20 protein-coding genes are annotated in these 23,349 nt (G+C 70.0%); 11 read left to right on the plus strand and 9 right to left on the minus strand.

Annotation, left to right across the window (positions count from 1 at the left end):
- Positions 1–11 precede the first annotated feature (11 nt).
- Together ASD62_RS04890 and ASD62_RS04895 are read left to right on the plus strand one after the other, a co-directional pair.
- Positions 12–830 carry a matrixin family metalloprotease gene (locus ASD62_RS04890; RefSeq protein ID WP_056914999.1) on the plus strand — a complete coding sequence of 273 codons (819 nt, stop codon included), beginning with the start codon at positions 12–14 and terminating at the stop codon, positions 828–830.
- A 24-nt stretch (positions 831–854) separates the two neighbouring features.
- Positions 855–1,160: a hypothetical protein gene (locus ASD62_RS04895; RefSeq protein WP_235529039.1), complete on the plus strand. Its 306-nt coding sequence runs from the start codon at positions 855–857 to the stop codon at positions 1,158–1,160.
- Positions 1,161–1,163: 3 nt separating this feature from the next.
- Here ASD62_RS04895 and ASD62_RS04900 read toward each other — a convergent pair whose 3' ends face one another.
- Positions 1,164–2,039 (minus strand): LysR family transcriptional regulator, encoded by an 876-nt coding sequence (locus tag ASD62_RS04900; RefSeq protein WP_056915000.1) that lies wholly within the window; start codon positions 2,037–2,039, stop codon positions 1,164–1,166.
- A 245-nt stretch (positions 2,040–2,284) separates the two neighbouring features.
- Between ASD62_RS04900 and ASD62_RS04905 the strand changes: the two genes are divergently transcribed.
- From ASD62_RS04905 to ASD62_RS04915, 3 genes are all read left to right on the plus strand, one after another.
- Positions 2,285–3,547 (plus strand): MFS transporter, encoded by a 1,263-nt coding sequence (locus tag ASD62_RS04905; protein WP_162246803.1) that lies wholly within the window; start codon positions 2,285–2,287, stop codon positions 3,545–3,547.
- A gap of 170 nt (positions 3,548–3,717) precedes the next feature.
- The gene (locus ASD62_RS04910; RefSeq protein WP_157581340.1) at positions 3,718–6,375 is read left to right on the plus strand and encodes a glycogen debranching protein; all 2,658 of its coding nucleotides are present in this window, start codon (positions 3,718–3,720) and stop codon (positions 6,373–6,375) included.
- Between the two features lie 345 nt (positions 6,376–6,720).
- Positions 6,721–7,668: a LysR family transcriptional regulator gene (locus ASD62_RS04915; protein ID WP_157581342.1), complete on the plus strand. Its 948-nt coding sequence runs from the start codon at positions 6,721–6,723 to the stop codon at positions 7,666–7,668.
- A 32-nt stretch (positions 7,669–7,700) separates the two neighbouring features.
- Here the strand turns inward: ASD62_RS04915 and ASD62_RS04920 are convergent, their stop codons facing one another.
- A complete protein-coding gene (locus ASD62_RS04920; RefSeq protein WP_056915003.1) occupies positions 7,701–7,979 on the minus strand; it encodes a hypothetical protein in 279 nt (92 codons plus the stop codon).
- A gap of 126 nt (positions 7,980–8,105) precedes the next feature.
- Here ASD62_RS04920 and ASD62_RS04925 point away from each other — a divergent pair, with 126 nt between their 5' ends.
- From ASD62_RS04925 to sigJ, 3 genes are all read left to right on the plus strand, one after another.
- On the plus strand, positions 8,106–8,438 hold the full coding sequence (locus ASD62_RS04925; RefSeq protein ID WP_056917170.1) for a TfoX/Sxy family protein: 333 nt from the start codon (positions 8,106–8,108) through the stop codon (positions 8,436–8,438).
- A gap of 85 nt (positions 8,439–8,523) precedes the next feature.
- The gene (locus ASD62_RS04930) at positions 8,524–9,477 is read left to right on the plus strand and encodes an NAD(P)-dependent oxidoreductase (RefSeq protein ID WP_056915004.1); all 954 of its coding nucleotides are present in this window, start codon (positions 8,524–8,526) and stop codon (positions 9,475–9,477) included.
- Positions 9,474–10,409, plus strand: a complete 936-nt coding sequence (gene sigJ / locus ASD62_RS04935; RefSeq protein WP_056915005.1) for an RNA polymerase sigma factor SigJ — start codon at positions 9,474–9,476, stop codon at positions 10,407–10,409. The genes ASD62_RS04930 and sigJ overlap by 4 nt, the downstream gene beginning before the upstream one ends.
- Before the next feature lie 70 nt (positions 10,410–10,479).
- Here sigJ and ASD62_RS04940 read toward each other — a convergent pair whose 3' ends face one another.
- Positions 10,480–11,946, minus strand: a complete 1,467-nt coding sequence (locus ASD62_RS04940) for a nuclease-related domain-containing protein (RefSeq protein ID WP_082580578.1) — start codon at positions 11,944–11,946, stop codon at positions 10,480–10,482.
- 487 nt (positions 11,947–12,433) lie between these two features.
- Between ASD62_RS04940 and ASD62_RS20285 the strand changes: the two genes are divergently transcribed.
- Positions 12,434–13,282, plus strand: coding sequence for a matrixin family metalloprotease (locus tag ASD62_RS20285; protein WP_235530630.1), 849 nt, complete (start codon positions 12,434–12,436; stop codon positions 13,280–13,282).
- Between the two features lie 106 nt (positions 13,283–13,388).
- Here ASD62_RS20285 and ASD62_RS04950 read toward each other — a convergent pair whose 3' ends face one another.
- From ASD62_RS04950 to ASD62_RS04970, 5 genes are all read right to left on the minus strand, one after another.
- Positions 13,389–14,399 carry an aldo/keto reductase family protein gene (locus ASD62_RS04950; protein ID WP_056915008.1) on the minus strand — a complete coding sequence of 337 codons (1,011 nt, stop codon included), beginning with the start codon at positions 14,397–14,399 and terminating at the stop codon, positions 13,389–13,391.
- Between the two features lie 127 nt (positions 14,400–14,526).
- A complete protein-coding gene (locus ASD62_RS04955) occupies positions 14,527–15,822 on the minus strand; it encodes an HNH endonuclease signature motif containing protein (RefSeq protein WP_056915009.1) in 1,296 nt (431 codons plus the stop codon).
- 217 nt (positions 15,823–16,039) lie between these two features.
- Positions 16,040–18,196 carry an MMPL family transporter gene (locus ASD62_RS04960; RefSeq protein ID WP_235530631.1) on the minus strand — a complete coding sequence of 719 codons (2,157 nt, stop codon included), beginning with the start codon at positions 18,194–18,196 and terminating at the stop codon, positions 16,040–16,042.
- Positions 18,197–18,532: 336 nt separating this feature from the next.
- Positions 18,533–19,393: a hypothetical protein gene (locus ASD62_RS04965; RefSeq protein WP_056915010.1), complete on the minus strand. Its 861-nt coding sequence runs from the start codon at positions 19,391–19,393 to the stop codon at positions 18,533–18,535.
- The gene (locus tag ASD62_RS04970) at positions 19,390–20,067 is read right to left on the minus strand and encodes a hypothetical protein (protein WP_235530632.1); all 678 of its coding nucleotides are present in this window, start codon (positions 20,065–20,067) and stop codon (positions 19,390–19,392) included. The genes ASD62_RS04965 and ASD62_RS04970 overlap by 4 nt, the downstream gene beginning before the upstream one ends.
- Positions 20,068–20,170: 103 nt before the next feature.
- Between ASD62_RS04970 and ASD62_RS04975 the strand changes: the two genes are divergently transcribed.
- Together ASD62_RS04975 and ASD62_RS19650 are read left to right on the plus strand one after the other, a co-directional pair.
- Positions 20,171–20,929, plus strand: a complete 759-nt coding sequence (locus tag ASD62_RS04975; RefSeq protein WP_056915012.1) for a DUF5995 family protein — start codon at positions 20,171–20,173, stop codon at positions 20,927–20,929.
- Positions 20,930–21,685: 756 nt separating this feature from the next.
- Positions 21,686–22,066, plus strand: coding sequence for a very short patch repair endonuclease (locus tag ASD62_RS19650; RefSeq protein WP_200956854.1), 381 nt, complete (start codon positions 21,686–21,688; stop codon positions 22,064–22,066).
- Between the two features lie 1,103 nt (positions 22,067–23,169).
- Here the strand turns inward: ASD62_RS19650 and ASD62_RS20580 are convergent.
- On the minus strand, positions 23,170–23,349 hold a 180-nt coding region (locus ASD62_RS20580; protein ID WP_056915013.1), incomplete at its 5' end, for a hypothetical protein.

Consider the following 23,349-nt stretch of genomic DNA (forward strand, 5'->3'; position numbering starts at 1 on the left):
CACTGTCCGGCGTGAGCGTCATCTACCTCGACCCCCACGGGCCACGTCGACCTGCCCGGCGCAGCGATGCCAGCCCTCTCAAGGCCGTGGCGGTGGCCTGCGGCTTCGCCCTGTCGATCATCGTCGGGATCGCCTCGGTGACCGGCGGCGGGTCGCCCCTTGCCAGGCTGATCGGCCAGGGCCCGCGGCCAGCCGCGGACGACCCCCGGGCCTATGCGTTCATGCGCGAGACCGCCGGCGGTGTCCCGGTCACGTGGGACCCGTGCCTGCACATCCGGTTGGTGGTCAACAGCCGCTTCGCCCCACAGGGAGCCGACGTCCTCCTCGCCGAGGCCGTCGAGCGCGTCAACGCTGCCTCGGGACTGACCCTCGAGGTCGTCGGTCCCACCACTGAGGAGCCGGACCCGCAACAGACCCAGCGAGAGCTGGCCCTCGGTCGCCCCGGGGGCTCACGCGCACCCGTGCTCGTGGCGTGGACGACACCGGACGTGATGCCGAAACTCAAGGGTTCGACCATCGGCCTGGGCGGCCCCATCTACTGGTACGGCGACTCGATGGACCGGGCGAAGTACATCGGCGGTGTCGTCACGTTCGACTCCCCCGCCATGGCCCAGGTGCTGCGCGGTCCTGACGGCCACGCGCTGGCTCGGGCGATCGTCATGCACGAGGTGGGACACCTCGTCGGCCTGAACCACGTGGACAACACCTCCCAGGTGATGGCCCCGAGCGCCCACCACGGCGTCTACGAGTTCGCCGCCGGCGACCGCGCCGGGCTCGCCAGGCTCGGGTCGGGTGGATGCCCCTATGACACGGGCGAGGCGTCGGGCTAGCGTCGGCCGCGTGAGGAGGGATCGATGGCGATGACCCTGGACGAGGTGGACGACTACGCGACCTCGCTGGCCGGGTGCAAGCGCAAAGGTCACCCCGGCAGGGTCGCCTGGTACGTCGACGACCGCCTCGTCGTGCGCCAGGACGAGCCCGGGACCCTGCTCGTCCGCGTGGACCCGGGGGACCGTGAACAGCTCCTCGAGGCGCACCCGACCACGTTCGGCGTCCCGCCGAGGTGGGAGGCGCACCGCAAGGTGCAGGCACAGCTGGACGGCGACGCCGGCGCCATACGCGAGGCCATCCGGTTGGCGTGGGCGTCGCAGCGACGGTGACCGTCAGGGGCCGGTGACCGGCCCCAGCGGAGCGCCGCTGGCGAGGATCGCGGAGGTCAGCGCCTTGGCCGGCTCGGCCGGGGCCGTCCTGGTGGTGAGCAGGACGAGGTCGAGGTGGGGAAGCTTGGGCAGCCCCAGGCTCGGCGGCAGCTCGACGAGGTCGGCGGGCGTGAGCGTGCGGGCCATCACGGCGATGCCGAGGCCGGCACGGACCGCGGCGAGGACCCCGTTGACCCCGCGGACCGTGCAGGTGATCCGGCTCCGGCGCCCGGCCTTCTCGAGCGCCTGGACGCTGACCGCACGGGACAGGCTCGGGGCCTGGTAGACGACGAGCGGCACCGGCTGCTCCGGGTCCAGGCGGGTGCCGTCGGTGCCGACCCACACCAGGTGGTCGCGGCGCACCACCTGGCCGCGCGTGGGGGTCGGGGTACCCGGGCTGCGCTTGACGAACGCGACGTCGAGGTGGCCGGACTCGATGCGCCGGATCAGGCTGTCGTTCTGCAGGACGGCGAGCTCGAGGTCGATGCGCGGGTAGAGCTGGCGGAAGTCGCGCAGGATCCTCGGCAACGGCGTCAGCGCGAGGTCGTCGGTCACGCCGAACCGCAGGCGACCGGCGAGGTGGGACCCCGTGAAGTAGCCGACGGCGCGCTGCTGGGCGGCCAGGATCTCGCGCGCGAAACCGGCCATCGCCTCGCCGTCGGAGGTCAGGGTGACGCTGCGGGTGTCACGCAGGAACAACGGTCGACCCACCGCCTCCTCGAGGCGACGGACGTGCTGGCTGACGGTCGGCTGCCGGATCCCCAGGGACTCGGCGGCGCGGGTGAAGCTGAGGTGCTGGGCCACGGCGAGGAAGGTGCGCAGCTGTTCTGGGTCGTACACGGGTCAGCACTCCTCGGGGCAATCGATCTGTCATTGCGATTCGCAATGGCACTTATACGACTGATTCTGTCCCAGAATATCGCGGGGGCCCCGTCGCAGGGAGCACACTTGAACAGCCACTTCGCCCACCCACGACGCCACCCGAACGCAACTCCCGCCAGGACGACATGAGCTCCGCCGCCTCCGCCCCAGTCCACTTCCCCAAACTCACTCTCCCGCAGGGCTTTTCGCGAACCTTCCCATCGTTGGAGAACCGCAACTTCCGCCTCCTGCTCTCCGGACTCCTCGTCTCCGGCACGGGTGGCTGGATCCAGCGCATCGCCCAGGACTGGCTGGTCCTGACCATCACGGACAGCCCGACCGCCGTCGGCATCGTGACCGCGTTCCAGTTCGCGCCGACGATCCTGCTCGGCCTGCACGGCGGGCTCCTCGCCGACCGGCTGCCCAAGCGCACCCTCCTGCTCGCCACCCAGGTGTCGATGTCGCTGACGGCTGCGGTCCTCGCGGTGCTCACGCTGACGGGCGTCGTGCAGGTGTGGCACGTCTTCGCCCTGGCGTTCGTGCTCGGCGTCATCGCGGCCGTGGACAACCCGACCCGGCAGTCGTTCGTGAGCGAGGTCGTCCAGGGACCGCAGCTGCCCAACGCGATCAGCCTCGTGTCGTGCACGTTCCAGATCGGCGCGATGACCGGCCCGGTGATCGGCGGGGTCCTGATGAGCACCCTGGGGGCGGGCTACGCGTTCGCCGTGAACGCCCTGACCTTCGTCGCGCCCGTCGTCGCGCTCTCCCTGATGCGCGGGACGCCCGCCCGCAGGTCCTTCTCCCCCGCGACGAACACCGACGGCCCCGTCGCGCCGGCTCCGCAGGCGCGTGCCGGCCTCACCTACGCCCTGCAGACGTCGACGGTGCTGTGGCCGATCGTCATGGCCGGCGCGTTCGGCTTCTTCACGATCAGCCTGCCCGTCACCCTCGCCGCCTTCGCCAAGAACGAGTTCCACACCGGCGCAAGCGGACTCGGCCTGCTCAACGCCATGGTGGCGCTCGGTGCCATGGGTGGCGCCCTCACGACGGCCCGGCGGCAGCGACCGCTCCGGCTGCGCACCGTCGGGTATGCCGCGTGGGCCCTCGCCTGCGCCATGCTCCTCGCCGCGGCCGCCCCCCAGCAGCTGCTCTTCACCCTGCTGCTCGTGCTGGTGGGCGCCGCGAACCTCGGGTTCCTCACGAAGGCCCAGTCCCTGGTCCAGCTCGCGACCGTTCCCCACCTGCGGGGGCGCGTCGTCGGCCTCTACATGCTCGTCTTCATCGGTTCCGGTGCCGTGGGTGGTCCCGTCGTGGGCTGGATGGCCGAGACGTATGGCGCCCGCGTGGCCCTGCTCGTGTCCGGCGTGGTGCCCGCCCTCGTGACGATCATCGTGTGCCGTCACCTGGCCCACCTCGGGTCGCTGCGGGTCAGCCTGTCCACGATCTCGGTGCGTCTCCCCCGGGTCAGCGTCACCCCGCGCGGCTGAGCGGACGCCCGGGCGCCTTGGCGCCTGTCGTCCGCGTTGCCGCCGGTGTGACCCGGGTGTACGTTCCGACGGTCCGGACAAAGCCGTCCGAAAGACCCGTGGACGACTCGGTCCAGACCACCCAGAGGACGCCGACCGGCGCCGCTCCCCCACTGGGTCGGAGGACGACGATGTCTCGATCACTCATGGCCGCCGCGTGCACGGTGGCCCTCGGAACGACCGTCGTGGCGGCGTCGCTGCCCGCGGTCGCAGCACCCGGACGCACGGCCGCCGCCACCGCGGCGGGAGCCGGCTCCACCACCGGCACGGCCGGCCCGGCAACGGGCTCCCCCACCGAGCTGTCGGTCAGCACCAGGCTGGCCGACCGGCGGGAGGTCTCGGCCGGCACCCGCGCCTACTCGATCGGTTTCGAGGACGGCCGGTTCTATGCCAACGGCTGGCACATCACCGGCGAGATGGGCGGCGTCTGGACGCCACCGCTCAAGCTCGTCGACGGCGTGTGGTTCGGGCTGGACGGCCAGTGGGTCGGCCAGGCCACGAAGTTCACCAGCGGCCGCGGCTACACCCGCTACGACCTCCCCGACACCGCGGGGCTCCAGGTCCGGCGCACCGACTTCGTCCCGGACGGAGTCCGCGGAGCGCTCTTCGGCCTCACCGTCACCAACCCCGGCGCGGCCCGCTCGACCACCCTGTCGGTCGACGCCCACTCCGAGCTGATGGGCCAGTACCCGTGGGGCTTCGACGGGGTGACGCCGAACGCCAGCGACAACCTCCCCGACAAGGGGTCCTACGACGGCAAGAACCTCGTCTTCACCGACGACGGCGCCCTCCCCGGCGCGCCCACCCACCACTACGCCGCCCTCGTCGGGACCGCCGTCACGCCCACCACAGGACAGGTGGGTGACCAGTTCCACGGCGCCCAGGCCGGGCACCGCTGCACCGGCACCGAGCCCGGCGCCCCGGCCGACCCCAAGCCCTCGGCCTGCGACGACGGTCCCTTCGGCCGCGGCACCGGTGGTCGTCTCACCTACTCGCTGAAGCTCCCGGCGGGCGGCTCGACGACCGTCTGGCTCGCCGTCGCCGGCTCCGACCAGGGGTTGGCCACCGCGCGCGGCGAGCTCGCCAAGGCCCTCACCGACCCGGCAGCAGCTCTGGCGAAGAAGCAGGCGAGCAGGGCAGCCCTGTCGCAGATGACCCAGCTCTCGCTCCCCGGCGACCCGCTCGTCCAGGACGCCGTCGAGTGGGGCAAGCAGAACATCGCCGACCTCACCCAGAACGCGACCAACCTGCAGGTGCGGTGGACCAACCAGGGCAAGCAGTTCCCCGCCCCGGCAGGCACCGTCCCCAAGGCGACCTGGATCGGAGCCGGCTTCCCGGACTACCCGTGGATCTTCGGCACCGACGCGGAGTACACCGCCTTCGCCTCGGTCTCGGTGGGCCAGTTCGAGGCCATCAAGGGCCACCTGAGGGCCCTGCGCGACATCTCCGACCTGCTCAACAAGAGGTCCGGCGTCGTGACCCACGAGGTCGTCTCGGACGGGTCGATCTGGTTCGGGCAGGACTCACGCTCGACCAACCCGGACGGCACCACGGCCTACAACTTCAACACGGACGAGACCGTGAAGTTCCCCAGCACCGTCGCGCTGCTGTGGCGCTGGACCGGCGACAACGCCTTCCGCGACGAGATGTACGACTTCTCGGTCCGCAACCTCAAGTACGTCACCAACCAGCTCGACGCCGACCACGACGGCTGGCCCGAGGGGCTCGGCAACGTCGAGCGCGGCGGCATGGGGCCGGAGAAGCTCGACAACACCGTCTACTACATCCGCGGGCTCTACGACCTCGCGGACCTCGCGAAGTCCAGGCACGACGGCACGACCTACGCGTGGGCCAGCAAGCTCGCCCGACGGATCCACGACCGGTTCGACACGACGTGGTGGTATGCCGCGGCGTCCCAGTACGCCGACTCCCTCGTGGACCCCGGCGACCAGCAGTCCTTCCAGAAGCACTGGATCGGCCAGACGCCGATGGAGGCCGAGCTCACGGTGAACGGGCGCACGGTGGCCGGGCTGGCGCCATACGCCCACGGCACCGCGGCCCTCGCCGGGCGGGAGAACGACTGCTACAGCGGCACCGCTCCCCTCTCGACGGGCCTGTTCCACACCGCGTGCGGTGGTGGCGCGAACGGTCTCGGCGAGAAGATCGTCTTCGGGCTCACGACCTCGATCCAGTCGATCGGTGAGGGCAACTACGGTCGGCTCGGCGCGGGTCAGCAGCAGCGCTACACGCACGCGTTGGCCGACCCGATGTTCGCCGAACCAGCGACGGGCGGCACCCCGGACGAGCAACCCGGCGCCATGCCGGAGATCTTCCCCTCGCCGGACCAGGGCGCCAACATCGACCGCTGCTGGACCTGCCGCTCGATGTTCATGCAGGCCTGGGGCAACTACGGCACTGCGTGGGCAGTCGTCCACCAGTGGCTGGGCGTCCAGCCGGACCTCGGCAGCGGCCGGCTCGTCGTCGTGCCACAGGTGCCCACCGGGCAGCCCTCGGCGTCGGTGAAGCACCTGCGGCTCGGTGGTGGGTTCGCCGACGTGGCGACGTCGGTGACCGGCTCCCGCTACACGACCACCCTCGACGTCCCGCGCTCGGTCGGCGCGACGAAGGTCTGGGTCGGCCACACCCTGCCGCAGGGTGCCCGGGTCGCGACCGTCACGCTCGACGGGCACCGCCTGGACAGGTGGACCACCCGGGCCACCCACCGGGGCCTCGAGGTCACCGTCCCCACCAAGCCCGGGAGCCACGTCCTGGTCGTCACCAGCCGCTGAGGAGGTTCCCCACCCGGGTGCCCGGGTGATCAGGAACGCTGATCACCCGGGCACCGTCGGGGCGGGACGACGGCCCGAACCGGTCGTATCTTGGTCGCTGTCGGCGTCGAGGGACGCGGTCACGGTGGACCAGTGCGGAGATCCAGGGGTCGCGGCCCGAAGGTGGGGGGCGGGCGGCAAGGCCGCGTGGTCCGGACCTCGTCCCTCGCGCCGACCCGCGGGCCGAAGGCGCATTTCGCGATTTCCCTTGCCGAGGGTCGGGTGGCGGCGTGACCATGGGTGGGCGCGAGCACGGGCGCGGTCACGGGCTCGGTCACGGGCTCGGTCACGGGCGGGGGTCACGTCATGGAGCTCAGGCACCTCGAGGCCTTTCTCGCCGTGGTCGAGCACAAGGGGTTCCGGCGCGCGGCGGACCACCTGTACCTGAGCCAACCCGCCGTGTCCGCCCGGATCCACGAGCTCGAGCTGACGCTCGGTGTCCCCGTCTTCGCCCGTGGGCAACGGTCGATCGAGCTCACGCCCGCGGGCCAGGCACTCCTCGGCCCGGCCCAGCGGATGCTCGACGCGGCCCGCGCAGCGCGACGTTCTGCCCAGCTCGCCGCGTTCTCCGGTGAGGTCGAGCTGGCGATCATGCCGGGAGGGGCGCTGGAGCTGACCCGCCCCCTGCTCGTCGAGCTCGGTCGGCGCTTTCCCGGCGTCGACTTCCACCTGCGGCCGCTGAGCATGCAGGAGTGGCATCCCGGCATCCTCGCCGAAGTCGACCTGCTCATCACCCGGGAGCCGTTCCCCGTCGCGGAGGCCGTCGTCACCGAGCTGCTGTCCGAGCCCATGGGGGTGGGGGTGCCCTCGACCTTCGAGGAGAGTCGGGCTCCTGAGCTCACGCTCGACGACGTCGTCTCGTGCGCCCACGTCCGGATGACCGAGACCGTCCACCCGCAGATCGTGCGGCACTGGAGCCTCACGTCCATGACGAACGACCTCGAGGTGGAGCGTCGCGGCCCGGGAGCCGACGGGCCGCTGCAGACGCGTGACCGCGTGGAGTCCGGGTTCGGCCTGGCCGTGGCGCCTGCGTCCGTGGCCCGCCTCTACGGGCAGGGTGGCTACCGGTTCGTCCCGCTCGTCGGCGTCCCCGACTCACGCGTCGTGCTGGTCTCCGCGGTCGCCGGCACGAACGAGCTGGTCCGGGCCATCCACCGTGAGGCCGCGGACGTGGTCGCCCGACTCACCCCGTTGGTGCTCGGCGGCGAGTCGTCCGCCGTCGACCGGGTCGTGGCGGCCGCGATGCAGCTCTAGGACACCCACCGGTCCGGGACCGCACGGTCAGGTCAGAACCACTGGCGCGGGCGCTGCCGCACCTCCTCGCGGCTGGCGAGCAGCCGCCGTCCGAACCGCACGACCGTCCAGCACCACCAGCGGTCGATGTCCTCCTCGGCAAGGTCGGCCCGCGACTCCCAGTACCGGCAGAGCTCGGTGAGCTCGGCGTCGGTCAGCGCGGCACAGGCCTGCACGAACGAGCCGGGGTGCCCCTCGAGGGGATCGACGCAGGACGGACCGTCGTCCACCACCCACGTCTGTGTCGCTGCGATCTGGTTCACCTGGGCCATGCACCGATCGTGGACCCGTGGCGTGGGGTCCGCCTCCGTCGAACGGTGGAGAACAGCACCATTCGGCCCCCGTGGACGTCGGAACTGTGCTGCTGCCACCGTGGCCCGGGTGACACCATGGTCGGCATGGCATACGACGAAGGCGTCGCCCAGCGCATCCGCGACCTGGTGGTGGGCGAGCTGGACGTGACGGAGAAGAAGATGTTCGGGGGGTTGGCGTTCCTGGTGAACGGCAACATGTCGGTCGCCGTGAGTGGCAGCGGTGGGCTCATGGCCCGGCTGGATCCCGACGACTCGGACGCCCTCCTCGACGGCGTGGTGGTGACCCCGTTCGAGATGCGCGGCACGCCGATGCGGGGCTGGTTGCGGGTGGCCGAGGCGGGGTACGCCACCGACGAGCAGCTGGGCGAGTGGGTCGACCGGACCGTGGAGTTCGCGCGGACCCTCCCCCACAAGTGAGGCGGGGACGGGCCGCCTTGTCACAACGGCACCTGCTGTCCTGTCTGAGTGGGTACAGGAAGCGATCCACGAGGGAGTGAGCAGGATGAAGGTGTTCGTCGCAGGGGCCACCGGCGCGATCGGGCGGCAGCTGGTGCCGCTGCTGGTCGGAGCAGGCCACGAGGTCCACGGCATGACCCACAGCACGTCGAAGCAGGAGCTGGTCCGTCGGCTGGGCGCCGAACCGGTGGTTGCCGACGCGCTCGACGCCGAACAGGTCGCCGATGCCGTCGGACGGATCCAGCCCGACGTGATCGTGCACCAGCTGACCTCGATCGGCGCGATGGACCTGCGGCACTTCGACCGGGCCTTCTCGATGACCAACCGGCTGCGTACCGAGGGCACCGACCACCTGCTGGCGGCAGGCCGGGCCGTGGGCGTGGAGCGGTTCGTCGCGCAGAGCTTCTTCGCGGCCTACGAACGCGTCGGTGGCCCGGTCAAGACCGAGGAGGACTCGTTCGGCGTGGGCGCGGCCACGGAGATGCGCGAGACGGTTGCGGCGATCAGACACGTCGAGGAGGCCGTGCTCGCGGCGTCGTGGACGACCGGGATCGTGTTGCGGTACGGCGGTTTCTACGGCCCCGGGACCTCGCTCGGACCCGGCGGCGAGCAGACCCAGGCCGTGCGCGGACGCAAGTTCCCGGTGGTCGGTGACGGAGGCGGGGTCTGGTCGTTCATCCACGTCGCGGACGCGGCGGAGGCGACCGTGGCCGCCATCGTCCGCGGTCGAGCCGGCGTGTACAACATCGTCGACGACGAGCCGGCTCCGGTGCGCGAGTGGTTGCCCGCGCTGGCGCGGACCCTGGGGGCGCGACCGCCGATGCGCGTCCCGCGCTTCGTCGGGCGGCTCGTCACCGGCGAGCTCGGGGTGGCGATGATGACCGAGCTGCGGGGAGCCTCGAACGCCAAGGCCAGGAACGAGCTCGGCTGGCAGCCGGCACACTCGAGCTGGCGTGAGGGGTTCGCCGAGGTGGCGGGTCTCGAGAGGACGCGCGCATGACGTCCGCCGACGATGCCGCCGCCCGGGAGGCTCTGCTCGACGAGCTGCGGCCGACCTCGTTCGGCATCGCCTACCGGATGCTCGGCAGCGTCTCCGAGGCCGAGGACGTCGTGCAGGAGTCGCTGCTCAAGGTGCACCAGTCGCTGGAGGCCGGCGAGGAGATCACGTCACCGCGCGCCTTCGTCGCCACGGTCACCACGAGGCTCGCGATCAACGAGCTGCGGTCGGCTCGGGTGCGCCGCGAACGGTACGTCGGCGAGTGGCTCCCCGAGCCGCTCGTCACGGGCGGTCGTGACGACCCGGCGGTCGTGGCGGAGACCGCCGACGCCCTGTCGCTGGCGATGCTCGTGCTGCTCGAGACGCTCTCCCCCGAGCAACGAGCAGCCCTGCTGCTGCACGACGTCTTCGGCTACGGGTACCCGGAGGTCGCCGACATCGTGGGCACGACCGAGGTCAACGTGCGCCAGCTCACCAGTCGGGCCCGTCGACACGTCCGGGACGCTCGGCCTCGCTTCCGGACGACCCGCAGGCAGCACGACGACCTGGCTCGCCGGTTCTTCGCCGCGGCCGGGAGCGGTGACCTCGCCGGCCTGGAGGCCCTGCTCGCCCACGACGTCGAGCTCACCGGTGACGGTGGTGGGAAGGTCCCCGCCCTGGCCAGGTCGCAGCGCGGTCGCAGCCGCGTCGCCCACACCCTGACGAACTGGCTGCACGCGCTCGCCCGTTTCCCGCAGGTGTCGATGCGTCCGGTCGAGGTCAACGGAGAACCCGGCGCGATCTACGTCGACGACCAGCAGCGGGTCCTGGGCGTCTGGTCCCTCGAGTTCAGCGGCGGTCAGATCGTCGGGATCCGCTCGATCGTCAACCCGGACAAGCTCGCCCACCTCGGTCCGGTCGGCGACGTCGCCGCCATCATCCGTTCCGCCCGCTGACCGTCCCCGATCCACGGGTATGCCGCGGAGCCACCTCCGCGCCACACCCTCGGGTGCCACTCGGGCAAGGTCAGCCGTTCGCCCTGGCGGCGATGGCCACGGCCATCGCTCGGGCCCGATCGTCCGAGATACCCAGCTTGTCGGTCGCCACTTTCACGACGATGTCAGAGCGCGCACGGACAGGTTTCGATCCTTGGAGGATGGGTTGCCCAGCAGCGACCGTAACGGTCGTGGCGGGCCGGTAGGCCGCGTCGTAGCCACCAGAGAACACGACCCTCTTCTGCTTTGCTGATGTTGCCAGGTTGGTGTCCCAGGCCTCATGCGACGAGAAGACATTGATGGTGACCAGCACCGTCGAGGGGTCGTCAAGCCGCGTTCCCCATGCACATCCCTGGCTCGTCACCACTGGATGAACCGTCCGGTGGATGACGGCCTTGACCTCGGCGGCCGACGCGTTGGCGCAGTCCGGAGGCCCGAGCGGCTTCGGTGCGGCCTTGGGCTTGGAGGAGCTGGGCTTCGCGGGCTTGGGCGTGGCTGCACCTGGCTTGGTGGCCTTGGGCTGACTCGACTTCGCAGTGGCGACGGATGCGTCAGGGGCAGTCCCTGCGGGCCCGGCTGTTGCTGCAGGCGGGTTGCCGGAGCCTGCCAGACGTTCCACTCCCGCAGTGAGGATGGCGGGAAGCTTGGCCAGGAAGAGGACGGACGCAGCAAGCACCAGCAGGCCGAGGGTCAACCGGACCAGCTTTCGCACGAACCTCGGGACCCGGCGGGGCTGTCGTGTCGGCAGCGACCGTGCTGGTCCAGGACGCACAGGCCGCGGTGTGCGGGTCGAGTGACGGGCCTGGGCCTTTCCACTCGTGGCTGCGGCAGCCATCGCGGCAAGAAGGGTGGGATCAGTCGTGGTCGAAGGGAAGTCGGTGATGACCCGGGTCGCCACCGAGGGCACATCCTCCGACGTCATGACCGCGGGGCGAGCCCTCAGCCACCCGGCCAACGCCGTGACGGGCACCACCCAGACACCACGCACCATGCGAGGTTCGCCGAACTCCGCGGCACGTGATCCTGCCAGGCAGAGGACGGGCGTCACCGGCCGGTCCGCCTCGGCAGCCATGTAGGCCGCCATGCCGTGGACCTTCTTCAGCTCTGCCGCGAGGCTCACCGTCTCGGTGCGTCCCTCACGCACCCGATGCTGGAACAGACCGCCCTCGTGCTCCGTCACGCGCCCCGCGCGGTTCTTGGCATCGATGAGGAAGATCCCGGTCGGCCCCACTGCGATGTGGTCGAGGTTGGCCTCCGAGCGGCCCGGCCGCAGCAGCCGGTCGTGAACGACCGTCCAGCCGGACGGCAAGGACTCCAGGGCAGCGGCGACTCTCCGCTCACCTTCGGCGCCGGCCGCCCACTTGCCGGCTTCGTCGATCAGCTGCTTCGCGTGCTCGTCGGCACTGCCCCCTGGACTTCCCACGGCCGCGATGGTGCCGCCTCGTCGAGCTCGGTGTGCGTCCTTCGGTTCAAGTTCAACCGAAAGGTGGGGTTTCATGGTGATCCCGGCGGTCCTCGTAGGGGGCACTGTGAACCACCGGTTCGACTTGTCCCGATTCCCGGCGCGGCCCACCTTCGTCGACCTACGATCTGGCGACGAGTTCGGCAGGGATGTGGGGGCAGGGGCAGTGGGGACCGACGAACCCGTGGAGATGATCCACGTCGCACGGCCGACGCAGTGCGCCTGCGGCGAGCCGCTCCTCGCGGGCGAACGGGCCGGCCAGCTCGGGACGGACCCCACACCGGTGTGTCTCTGGTGTCTGGCCGACGTGCAGGCGGGTCGGCCCCGTCCACGGCGCCGTCGCGACACGACCGAGTGGCCTGAGCAGCTTGCCCTTCTCTCCCCCGGCCCCTCGGGTGCCTACGCCTCCCCCGCGACCACGGTCGTCGCAGAGTGGAGCGGTTCTCCCAGAGGCCCGAGATCCCCGAAGCGACCTCGTCGGCAGAGCGGTGGCGAAGGCCCCAGGACCGCGGTGTCGCTGCTGGTGACCATCGTGATCGTGGGGGTCGTGCTGCTGGGCATCCCCGCCCTGCTGGGCAGGTACTCCTCCGGGGCATCCACCCCGGGTGTCACCCACGGCAGCAGCGGGCTGCCCGCGGCCGCCCCGGTGTCAGGCATGCCCCTGGGCGGCGGCGATGACGCCACCGGTTCTGCGGTCCTGTGGCCACCGGTGCCGGCTGACGCGAAGAACACGCCGCTGGGCCGCCCGCCGGTCCAGCGATCGGCGTCGACCGACTACGCCTTCCTCAACCGTGTCAGCGACGACGCGAGCCGTCCCGTGGCGTGGGACCCGTGCCGCCCCATCCACCTCGTGGTCAACGCGGCGTCCGCTCCGCCCGGCGCCGACCGTCTGCTGACCGAGGCTGCGAGCCAGGTGAGCCTCGCGACGGGGCTGCAGTTCGTGATCGAGGGACCGACGGACGAGCGGCCGTCGGAGGACCGGCCGACGGTGGACCAGGCGAGGTACGGCAACCGCTGGTCCCCGGTGCTCGTCTCGTGGACCGACCCCGGCGTGGTGCCGCGGCTGAAGGGCACGGTCGTCGGGCTGGCCGGACCGGATGAGGCCAGCTCCGTCGGCGCCCAGGACCGGCACTACGTCAGCGGGATCGTGGACTTCGACGGGCCGGCCTTCAACGACATCCTGACCAGCGGTGACGGGTGGGCGAACGCCCGTTCGATCGCGATGCACGAGCTGGGTCACCTCGTCGGGCTGGATCACGTCCCTGCGAAGAGCCAGATCATGTACGAGAGCGACCAGGGTCGGACACAGTTCGGCAAGGGCGACCTCGAGGGCCTGCGGCAGCTCGGGTCGGGTCCCTGCTTCACCCGGTGACGGCCCGCTCCCGGACGACCGCGGGGCGACCGGTTCGTCGTGAACCGGCCGCCCCGCGGCATACCTGCGTCGTGGTGCTGAGCAGTTGTGGTGCTGAGCCGGGGACTCAGGCGACGCGCGACTGGGGCGCGGTCTCCTTGGTCTTGGCGGCGTCACGCTCGACGATGTCGCCGAGGGCGTCGTCGATGGCCTTGAGCTGACCGGCCTCGAGCTTCACGCCGGCTGCCTTGACGTTCTCGTGCACCTGCTCGGGGCGCGAGGCGCCGACGAGTGCGGCGGCCACGTTGTCGTTCTGGAGGACCCAGGCGACGGCGAGCTGGGCCATCGACAGGCCCGCCTCGTCGGCGATGGGCTTGAGCTTCTGGACGCGGGTGAGCACGTCGTCGTTCATGAACCGCTTGATCATGTCCGCGCCGCCCTTCTCGTCAGCGGCGCGCGAACCCTCCGGCGGCTTCTGGCCGGGCTGGTACTTGCCGGTGAGCACGCCCTGGGCGATGGGGCTCCAGACGATCTGGCTGACCCCGAGCTCCTTGCTCGTGGGGACGACCTCGTCCTCGATGACGCGCCAGAGCATCGAGTACTGGGGCTGGCTCGAGATGAGCTGGATGTTGAGCTCCTTCGCGAGCTTCACACCCTCGCGGATTTGGTCGGCGGTCCACTCGCTGACGCCGATGTAGAGCGCCTTGCCCTGGCGGACGACGTCGGCGAACGCCGTCATCGTCTCCTCGAGCGGCGTCTCGGTGTCGTACCGGTGCGCCTGGTAGAGGTCGACGTAGTCGGTCTGCAGTCGCTGCAGCGAGCCGTTGATCGACTCCATGATGTGCTTGCGGGACAGGCCGGTGTCGTTCTTCCCACCGGGACCGGTCGGCCAGTAGACCTTGGTGAAGATCTCCAGGCTCTCGCGCCGCTCGCCCTTGAGGGCGTCGCCGAGGACGGTCTCCGCCTTGGTGTTGGCGTAGACGTCGGCGGTGTCGAACGTGCTGATGCCCGCGTCGAGAGCCGCGCGCACGCACTGCGTGGCGACGTCGTTCTCGACCTGCGAGCCGTGGGTGAGCCAGTTGCCGTAGGTGATCTCTGAGATCTTGAGACCACTGTTGCCGAGGTATCGGAATTCCATGCTTCAACCGTATGCCGCGCGGCCCGGGCCCGCTCGTCCGGTCCCAGCCCTCGGCTCGTCCCCGGCGTCGGCGGGGCCTTGGCACGGCTGAGGCCCCGCCCGGTCAGGGGCAGGGTCCGGGGCGGGGTCACGCCGGCTCCTGCGCGGCGCGCTGCGCCAACAGCTGGTCATAGCTGCCGAGCACCAGGTCCCACTCCACCCACTCACCGGCATCGTCACGGACCACGCGCCCGGCCAGGCGCCGGCTGTGCACGGTCGTGTGGTGCCGCTCGCACAACAGCGCGGCGTTGCCCAGGTCGGACGACCCGAAGTCGGCCCAGTGCAGCAGGTGATGGGCATCCGTCCAGTGGGGCGGCATCGAGCACCCGGGATAGGTGCAGCCGCCGTCTCTCAGCCACAGTCGCCGCGTCTGGGCCGGGGTGAAGAAGCGCACTGCCCGACCCTGGTCGAGCACCTCCCCCGCCGATCCCAGCACCAACGGGACCACGGAGGCGTTGCAGGCGAGGCGGCGCACCGTCCCCGGCGCCAGCATCGTCCCCGACTCCGGACCGCCGATCACGACGCCGGCGCCGCGAACTCCGCTGGCCAGGGCGTCCCAGTCCATGGTCACGATCAGCTGGGTCTTCGTGTGGGGTCCCACCCCCTCGCCCGCGGCGACCGCTCGACCCACCAACGCCAGGAGCGCCTCGCCCCGCCTCTGGTCCGACCCGCGCAGATCGCGTTCCCCGTCGACGGGCCTGGGTGAGGACAGGGGTCCGAGTGCCGCCTCGAGCACGGCCTTGCCGGCGACGTCGAGCACGAGCCGGTACTCCGCCGTCCCGGTGCCGTCCTCCACGGGCTGCGACAAGGCGACGAACCGCCGGGCGACGTCCTGCTGCAGCTGGAGCTCACCGTCCTGGCCGTACCTCGCCAGCAGGGCCGGGCGTACCAGGCGGCAGCCGCGCGGCCCGTGCTCCGCGGCCATGTCGATCAGGCCCTCCAGCACGTGGGGCTCGGCACCATCGGCCAGGGCAGGTCGCAGACGGTCCGCCTCTGCCACCACCACCGCGGCCGAACGGACGGGGAGTCGTCCAGCGTCCACGGCCTCCTTGATCGGCTGGTTGCACGGCTTGGCGAAGGCGACAGCAACAGCGACGAGCTGTCCTGCACCCCCTGCACGCGTCGACGGCGCATGGTGCCGGACCCACTGCGTCACCGTCATCGCCGCGGCACCTCCGGAGGCGTCCCCTCGCTCGATGGCCTCGCTGACGATGGCGACCCTCGCCGCGTCGCATGACGCGCTGAGGGCATCGACCTCACCGAGCAGCTCACCGAGCCCACCGCTGCCCGGGACCTGCCAGAGCGAGTCCGCGATCCCGGTCAGCAGCTCCCTGGCAGCCGCGATGTGTTCGCGTCGCTGCTCGAGCCCCGGGCTTGCCTCCATACGAGAACACTAACCGGTGCCACCGACAGCGCTCCCACTCGGTAGCGAACCAATCCCGTTGTGCTGCAACACTTTTCACAGACACACAGAGTGGTCATGAACAATCCCCAAAGCCCCTACCTGTGGACAACCGAGCCGCCACGTCGCTCCTGTGGACAAGCGGTCACAGCAGCCGTGAAGCGTGCCCGGTCAGCAATCCGACTGCCCAGCACTCCGTTCAGCGAGCAGGTTCGAGCGCCGGCGTGCCCTCCTCGGCGGCTTCCCCGGGGCTGGCGGGTTCGGCGGCGTCGAGTGCGGCGTCACGGCGCGACAGCGCGCTGGGCCACCACATGCGCCCCTTGGCGTCGAGGTTGAGCGCAGTCACGAGGACCGAGCGGACCACGAGCGTGTCGAGCAGCACCCCGAGGGCCACCGCGATCCCGATCTCCGCGAAGGAGACCACGGGCAGGGTCCCGAGCACCGCGAACGTACCTGCGAGGACCAGCCCCGCCGACGTGATCACGCCCCCGGTGGCGGCCAGACCCACCAGGGCGCCTCGACGGGTGCCGATCTCCTTGGCCTCCTCGTGCACGCGGGTCATGAGGAAGATGTTGTAGTCGATACCCAGCGCGACGAGGAACACGAAGACGAACAGCGGCAGGGAGGAATCAGCCCCGGCGAACCCGAGGACGTTCCGGAAGATCAGCGACGAGAGTCCGAGGGCCGCACCGAAGGACAGGACCACGGTGCCGATGAGGATCAGCGGCGCGGTGATCGCCCGAAGGAGCAGGACGAGGATCAGCAGCACCACGCCGAGGATGAGCGGGATGATCCGCAGGTTGTCGTCGGCGGACGCGCGGAGGGTGTCTGCCCGGGTGGCGGTGTCGCCGCCCGCGATCGCGTCGGCACCAGGGACGCCTGCGATGGCCGCACGGATCCGGTCGACGCTCTTCGTCGCGGCGTCGGAGTCCGGCGCATCGGAGAGGGTCGCCTGGATGAGCGACCGGCCGCCCTTGGTGACCGGGTCACCGACCGACGAGACGCCCTCCACTCCCTGCAGGGTCGTCCTGACGGCCGCAGCCTGCCCGGCGTTCGTGAGGACCAGGACCGGTGAGCCGGCACCCGCTGGGAAGTGCCTCGCCAGAACCTGTTCGCCCACAACGGATTCCGGCGTCCCATAGAACGCGTCCTTGTTCTGCAGGCCCACCGCGTTGAGCTGGAAGATGCCCAGCGAGGCGACCGCGAGCAGGAGCGAGGTGACGACCCAGGTGCGCCGGGGCGCCCGGGCGATCCGGGCGCCGATGCGGGCCCAGACGCCGTCCCGGGTGTGGTCGACCGAGCCGTACGACGGCCTCACCGGCCAGAAGATCCAGCGACCGCACACGACCAGCAGCGCAGGCAACAGGGTCAGCATGACGAGCAGCCCCACGGCGACGCCGATGGCCGCCACCGGGCCCAGTCCCTTGGTGGAGTTCATCGTCGCGACGAGCAGGCACAGCATGCCGGCGATGACCGTTGCCCCGGAGGCGAGGATCGCCGGGCCGGCACGGTGCAGGGCGAAGGCCATGGCTTCGTGCCGGTCCTCGTGTCGGCGCAGCTCTTCCCGGTAGCGCGCGACGAGCAGCAGCGCATAGTCGGTGCCTGCCCCGAACACGATGACGGTGAGGATGCCAGAGCTCTGCGCGTTGACGGTGAGGGTGTCGTCCTTGGCGAGGAAGTAGATGACGGCCTGCGCGACGAAGAGCGCGGTGCCGGCCGAGACCACGGGGATGAGCCACAGCACCGGGCTGCGATAGGTCAGCAGCAGGATGATGATGACCACGGTCATGGCGCTGTACAGCAGCTTCCCGTCGATGCCCGAGAACGCCTCTGAGGAGTCGGCCGAGAACCCGACCGGTCCGGTCACCTGCATCGACAGGCCGTCGGGGCGGTCCTGGGCGATGGTGCGCAGGTCCTTGACCGTCGCACCGAGCGAGTCCCAGCCCGCGTCGCCCGCGTCGACTGGGACGATGACCTGGATCGCCTTGCCGTCCTTCGACGGGATCGGGCCGACGCTGTCGTTCTTCACCGGCGCCAGGGCGTCGAACTTCGCCACCTGCGCGGTCACGGCCTGCGTGTCCGCTGCGGTGAGCCCGTCCGCCCGCTCGTAGACGATGACCGCAGGGAACTCGTTCTTGCTCTGGAACGCCTCGATCTGCTTGACCACCTGCGTGGACTGCGCGTTCGCCGGGAGCCAGGCGACGGCCTCGTTGTTGAGGACGCCCTGCAGCTTGCCGGCCGGGCCGAACGCGGCGGCCAGCACCACCAGCCAGAACCCGACGACGAACCACTTGGTCATCCGTGACGACGGGAACCTGGCGAACCAGCCGACGTCCCCCATCCGCGTCTGCGCCATGCCCGTGCCCTCTCCCTAGCGTTGTCGCACCCCCTGCCGGCGCCGTCCTCGTCAACGGTAGGCCTCGGTTCCGATGGTGGACAACGGTTTTCGTCGCCTCTGGGGGTCCGGCTCAGGGGCCACTCAGGGGTCACCCTGAGACCACTTCGGGCATTTCAGGGCGTATGCCGCGTGGCTACGACAACGGTCGGACGCACCTGCTGCGGACGGCACGCCGTTCGTCGTCGGTGCCGCCCTCGCCGTCCTGCTGGCGGTGCGTCGGCTCGTGCATGACCGCCTCGCGGCCTCCGCGACGGGCACCCTGGTGGCAAGAGGGTTCTACCTCGCGATCGCGGTCTACGGCTTCGTGCTGCTGGGCATGGACGTCGCGGACTTTGCCTGACCTCGTGGCAGGTCGCGCACGGCCGAGGCCGCCGACGCCGCGAAGAGTGCGGCGAAGCCGGCGCCCATGACCCAGGTCAACGGCCGGTCGGTGAGGAACTCGTGCCGGGCGCGGACTGCGGCCACGAGGATGAGCGCGAACATCACGAGCTGGACCCGTCGCATCAACCGGACTGTGTCCCACCGGTCGTCGGTCAGCACGGCGAGGCCGGCCGCGCCCAGGCAGAACGTCGCCCCGACGACTCGCGCCGTCAATGGCGTGAGCGCCCACGGCCAGACGGTGACTGCCCGTGCCGGGGCTGCGAACATCAGCAGACCGGTCAGCACCGCCAGCCCGCCCACCCCGGCCACGGACCACCGGGCCACCCGACCGAAACGAGGTGCGTCCGGTGCCGGCGGCGCGGCATACCGCTGGTTGACGAACCAGGCAGCAGCAACGAGGAAGGGCGCTGTGAAGTAGAGCCCGGCCCACAGCCAGAACGCGAGCCGGTCATGGACGAACTTGTCCCAGTGGATGACCGTGGCGATGCCGAGCAGCGTGGCGAACAGGGCCACCGAGACGAACCCGGCGCGGACGGCGACCCACCGACGTTCGACGAGGAGGACCCGGAGGAAGAAGTAGCAACCGCCGAGGTAGGCCGACGCGAGCAGCATCGAGGTCATCTGCGCCTGGATCGGCCACGACCACACGCGCGCTGTCTGCCCGGGGAACCCGTAGAGGATCACGAACGCCACCAGCAGGAACGGCGCGATGAAGGCGGAGAGTGCGCGGGTGGTGCCCAGGACACGGTCGTCGAGGGCTCTGTGGCTGCTCACGTCGCCACCTCCTCGAGCCGCTTCACGGCGTCGAGGAGGGCGGAGTAGGAGGCGACGAGCGCACGGCGTTCGGCGGCGAGCCAGGGGTCCGTGAGGTCGCAGCCCGCCGCGACCCAGGCATCCGAGAGGTCCATCGCCTCGGCGCGCCACCGGGCGGCTTCCTGCATCGACTCGCGCGGTGCCGAGTAGACGTGGGAGTAGAGGTCGACCAGGGCGTTCTCGAGCTCGGCGCGGGAACCGTCACCATGGGCTGCGTCCTCAACGGCGGTCGTCGCTGCGTCGCTCTCCGCGGTGACGGGCAGGTCGCGTTGGCGGTACCGGTGGAGGCGCCACCACTCCACTTCCAGCTCCGAGGCCTTGACGGGGTCGAAGGTCAGGTCCGAGTGCGCCAGGACGAGCCGGTAGAACCCGAGCATCGCGGTCCGGGCAGCGTCCGGGTCGTTCTCGGGCACCGGAGCCCACGCCCGATTGGCCTGCAGGACGTACCACGCCGCGACGAGCGTGAGTCGCGGCCCGAGCCCGAACCCGGCACCGACCATCCCGACGAACGAGCGCAGGGCGGTGACCCACTCGCGCCGGTAGTAGCTCGCCCACGCCTGCGTCTCGAGGCGACCCAGCGCGACGGCATCGAAGTCGCGCGGACTGTGGCGACTGAGGCTGTGGCGACCCAGCACGGCGCACCTGACTTCCCGGCCGGAGTCGCCCATGGCAGCCGCTGACAACTGCCGGTCCTGAGGCCGATACTAGTCGCGCAGGGCCACCTCGTCAGGGGGTCAGATGCTCCATCCGTCGCCCGGTCGCGACATCACCGCAGTGGTTGCTGCCATGGATGACCGACTCCTCCGGATGCCTCCCGAACGAGCCGCGCAGCGGGTGTTCCTCGAGACGTACCGCCGTACGACGCTGGCTGTGGCTGCTGCGATTGCGAACGCGTGCTTCGAGGACCCGGACTGGGTGGAACGGTGGGACGTGGCGTTCGCCGACCTCTACCTCGCGGCCCTCGATCTCGACCTGTCCGGCAGTCCTGCCGTGCCCCGCCCGTGGGCGCTGGCCTTCGGGGCGCCCGCTTCCCTGCCGGCGCTCCGGCACGTGCTGCTGGGCATCAACGCACACATCAACTACGACCTGCCCCAGGCATTGCTCGCGGTGATCCCGGACGCGGACTTCGCCTCATCTGTGGCTGTTGCGCGGCGGGCTCGGGACCACGAACGGATCGACGGTGTCCTTTCCTCGCGGGTCGCCGCGGAGGACTCCGAGCTCGGCGCCGTGTCGCCGCCGACCCTCCTCGATCGGGCGCTCCAACCGCTGAACCGGTTGTCCTCCAAGCGATTCCTGCGCGAAGCGCGACAGAAGGTGTGGCACAACACGATGGAGCTCCAGCGCGCGCGGGTCCAGGGAGAGGCCGCGTATTCCGCGCGGCTGGCCGAGCTCGAAGTGCTCAGTGCAGCCCGGATCGCCGACCTGCTGGCGCCGGGTCAGGTGTTGCTGCGGTTGGCCGTGGCTGGGTTCGGTGTGACCCTCCCACCCCCAGCCTGAGCGTCTCTCCCCCGCCGGCTTCTGGCCACCGGTGCCTCACCGATCGGCAGTTTGAGCTCTCGCGTGACGTCTCAGTTGGAAACAAGTAGGCGAGGCCTGCGACCAATTGCCACCCGTTGCCCACCAGTCAGCCATTTCAGGCCGTTCATGAGGCACGAGTAGTAACGAGAGTGGGGTGATCGTCCATTTGCCACCGACTGCGCCGATTTGCGGTGATGCGACAGCGACACGCCGAAACCGGATCGTCCGAAGGGCCAACTTTCCGGGAGCAATGCGGCTCCGCATGGTTGCAGGATGCGACTCCTCACTGGCGTGCCACCACTTCCCTGCCTCCCACGATCCACCCGGACAGAACCGCGCGCCTCCTCCCCAGCCCCCTCACCTAAGAAGTTCACCGCCCCTTGGGGCATAACGACCGGGATCACCGAAGTCCGCTAGGAACAGTCGCCGCGGGTCGACGACGGCACGCCGCGGATCCGACATCACCCGCCACACGCCCAACAGCCTTAACGAGGCGGGGGACGTGTGAGTCCGCGTAAGGCAGATTGTCATGCCCCCAGCCCGGGACTCGTCGCAGCACGAACCGCCCGTGGAGGATCGCGAGCGGCGAGCCGGCGAGCGCCGACACTTCAACGATTGCGAACAGCCGTGTGCTGAGACTGCATGGATAACTCATCCGTCGGGTGGCATTCTGGACACATGAGTCGGCAGGAACCCGCGCGCCTGGCACCTCCCGAACCATGGCTCGCTCGAAAGATGTCGACCTTCCCGCGTCGCGAGACCGCACCCGAGATGAGCCTTCGTCGTGGTTTGCACGCGATGGGTCTGCGCTACCGCGTGCACCATCCGGTTCCTGGCATCCCGCGCCGGAGGATCGACATCGCGTTCACACGAAAGCGCGTTGCCGTGTTTGTTGACGGCTGCTTCTGGCATGGATGCCTCGATCATGGCCACATCCCCAAGAGGAACGGGGCATGGTGGCTGTGGAAGCTGGATGGCAATGTCGAACGCGATAGATCGACAACCCAGCACTTGCAGAACCTGGGCTGGCAGGTCGTGAGGGTCTGGGAGCACGAGCCATTGCCGACCATGATTGAGCACGTCGTTGGGGCATTGCGTGATCAAGAAGGTGCCTGAAAAGCACATAAGCCCCATCTAGGCGCAATCTGGCCGAAAGTCCGATGGTATCGCCCTTGCAGGCTGTGGCACCTTGACGACTGTGCATCAGATCATTTGGCTTCGTGAGACGACCGCGCCCCACCTGGCCGACGTTCTTAATGCCGTCGCGGGGGCAGTTGCTGAGTCAGGGTACGCCGTCGAGCCCTATGGCGGCATCCGAACGGCCGACGTTGTGACAGCTCTTCGAGCGCCTCTGGAGGGATTGGGAGTCGAGCTACCCCCGGATGGCGTCCGGTTGCCCACGCAGACTCAAGGTGGTTCTGGGTCAGTGGATGCTGACGGCTATGACCGTCAATTCTGTGTCTCCGTTCACGTGCTCGGTGGGAGAGCTCGAACGAACAACGAGGCGCTGTGCTCACTACTCCGGGCCGCATCAGCCCGCGATGTCAGAGCTTGCGTCCTCGTCGTGCCCCGGTCCTACAAGGGTGGGCAATGTGCTTCACCTATCCTGGAACAGTTTCAGGAGCTGGCCTCGTGGACAGGAGTAGTCCTAGATCTGGACGCAGCCTGTGTCGTTGCTTACTGATCCCGCAGGGTGGCCGCCCCTGTCATCCGACAGTGGCGCCCCTCCCCTCGCAAGCACTGCACTGGAAGAGGCACCATTGGCGAAACGGCCCGAAGTTAGGCATGTGTGGTCTGGGTCCGATGATCCCGAAAGGCAACCCGCGAATCACCCTCTGCTCAACGCAGACAACCAACTGCGGACAGCCACACTCCTGACGACACTAAGGACGCTCGGCGGTTTGGCCACCTTGCGCGAACTTGCGGGGGGTTTGGCGAGCACTCCTGACCAAGTGCGATCCCAGATGGATCTTTCAGGTGAGCAACTCGTCTGTACGGAGGTTGACTCGCTGATTGTGGTCACTGCGCGTAGCAACCTGACATCTGCGTTCATTCGAATCGCCAATCGAAACTGTGAACCACAGTCATCAGTGCGGGAATTGGTACGGGCAGCTGCTGACGCTGGGACCTCGATGTCGCGCACACGTGCCGCCTACCTCGTTGCCGTGCTTCCGATCGTTGCGGAACCTGCGGGTGTGGAAGAGTCTCGCCGCTGGGCTTCATCTGGAATCCCTGACGAGACAGAAGGGGCCTCGCGGACATTCGAGCCCGAAGCAGCCCCGCCGAGCGGTGCGGGACGAGAAATCCCTCACATTCGTACCCCCCAACACGTCGGTTTCGTCCTGCGCGACGACGACGAGGACGACGCCCCGGTCCAGCAGGTCGTGACCGCCGGCGCC

It is taken from the genome of Phycicoccus sp. Root563, from assembly GCF_001427915.1.
GTDB lineage: Bacteria > Actinomycetota > Actinomycetes > Actinomycetales > Dermatophilaceae > Pedococcus.

Excerpts from the sequence above, each read along its gene's own strand:
- ASD62_RS04895 (WP_235529039.1), top strand. The coding sequence starts at position 855 with ATGGCGATGACCCTGGACGAGGTGGACGACTACGCGACCTCGCTGGCC.
- ASD62_RS04910 (WP_157581340.1), top strand. The coding sequence starts at position 3,718 with ATGTCTCGATCACTCATGGCCGCCGCGTGCACGGTGGCCCTCGGAACG.
- ASD62_RS04915 (WP_157581342.1), top strand. The coding sequence starts at position 6,721 with ATGGAGCTCAGGCACCTCGAGGCCTTTCTCGCCGTGGTCGAGCACAAG.
- ASD62_RS04920 (WP_056915003.1), bottom strand. The coding sequence starts at position 7,979 with ATGGCCCAGGTGAACCAGATCGCAGCGACACAGACGTGGGTGGTGGAC.
- ASD62_RS04925 (WP_056917170.1), top strand. The coding sequence starts at position 8,106 with ATGGCATACGACGAAGGCGTCGCCCAGCGCATCCGCGACCTGGTGGTG.
- ASD62_RS04930 (WP_056915004.1), top strand. The coding sequence starts at position 8,524 with ATGAAGGTGTTCGTCGCAGGGGCCACCGGCGCGATCGGGCGGCAGCTG.
- sigJ (WP_056915005.1), top strand. The coding sequence starts at position 9,474 with ATGACGTCCGCCGACGATGCCGCCGCCCGGGAGGCTCTGCTCGACGAG.
- ASD62_RS04940 (WP_082580578.1), bottom strand. The coding sequence starts at position 11,946 with ATGAAACCCCACCTTTCGGTTGAACTTGAACCGAAGGACGCACACCGA.
- ASD62_RS04950 (WP_056915008.1), bottom strand. The coding sequence starts at position 14,399 with ATGGAATTCCGATACCTCGGCAACAGTGGTCTCAAGATCTCAGAGATC.
- ASD62_RS04955 (WP_056915009.1), bottom strand. The coding sequence starts at position 15,822 with ATGGAGGCAAGCCCGGGGCTCGAGCAGCGACGCGAACACATCGCGGCT.
- ASD62_RS04960 (WP_235530631.1), bottom strand. The coding sequence starts at position 18,196 with ATGGCGCAGACGCGGATGGGGGACGTCGGCTGGTTCGCCAGGTTCCCG.
- ASD62_RS04975 (WP_056915012.1), top strand. The coding sequence starts at position 20,171 with ATGCTCCATCCGTCGCCCGGTCGCGACATCACCGCAGTGGTTGCTGCC.
- ASD62_RS19650 (WP_200956854.1), top strand. The coding sequence starts at position 21,686 with ATGTCGACCTTCCCGCGTCGCGAGACCGCACCCGAGATGAGCCTTCGT.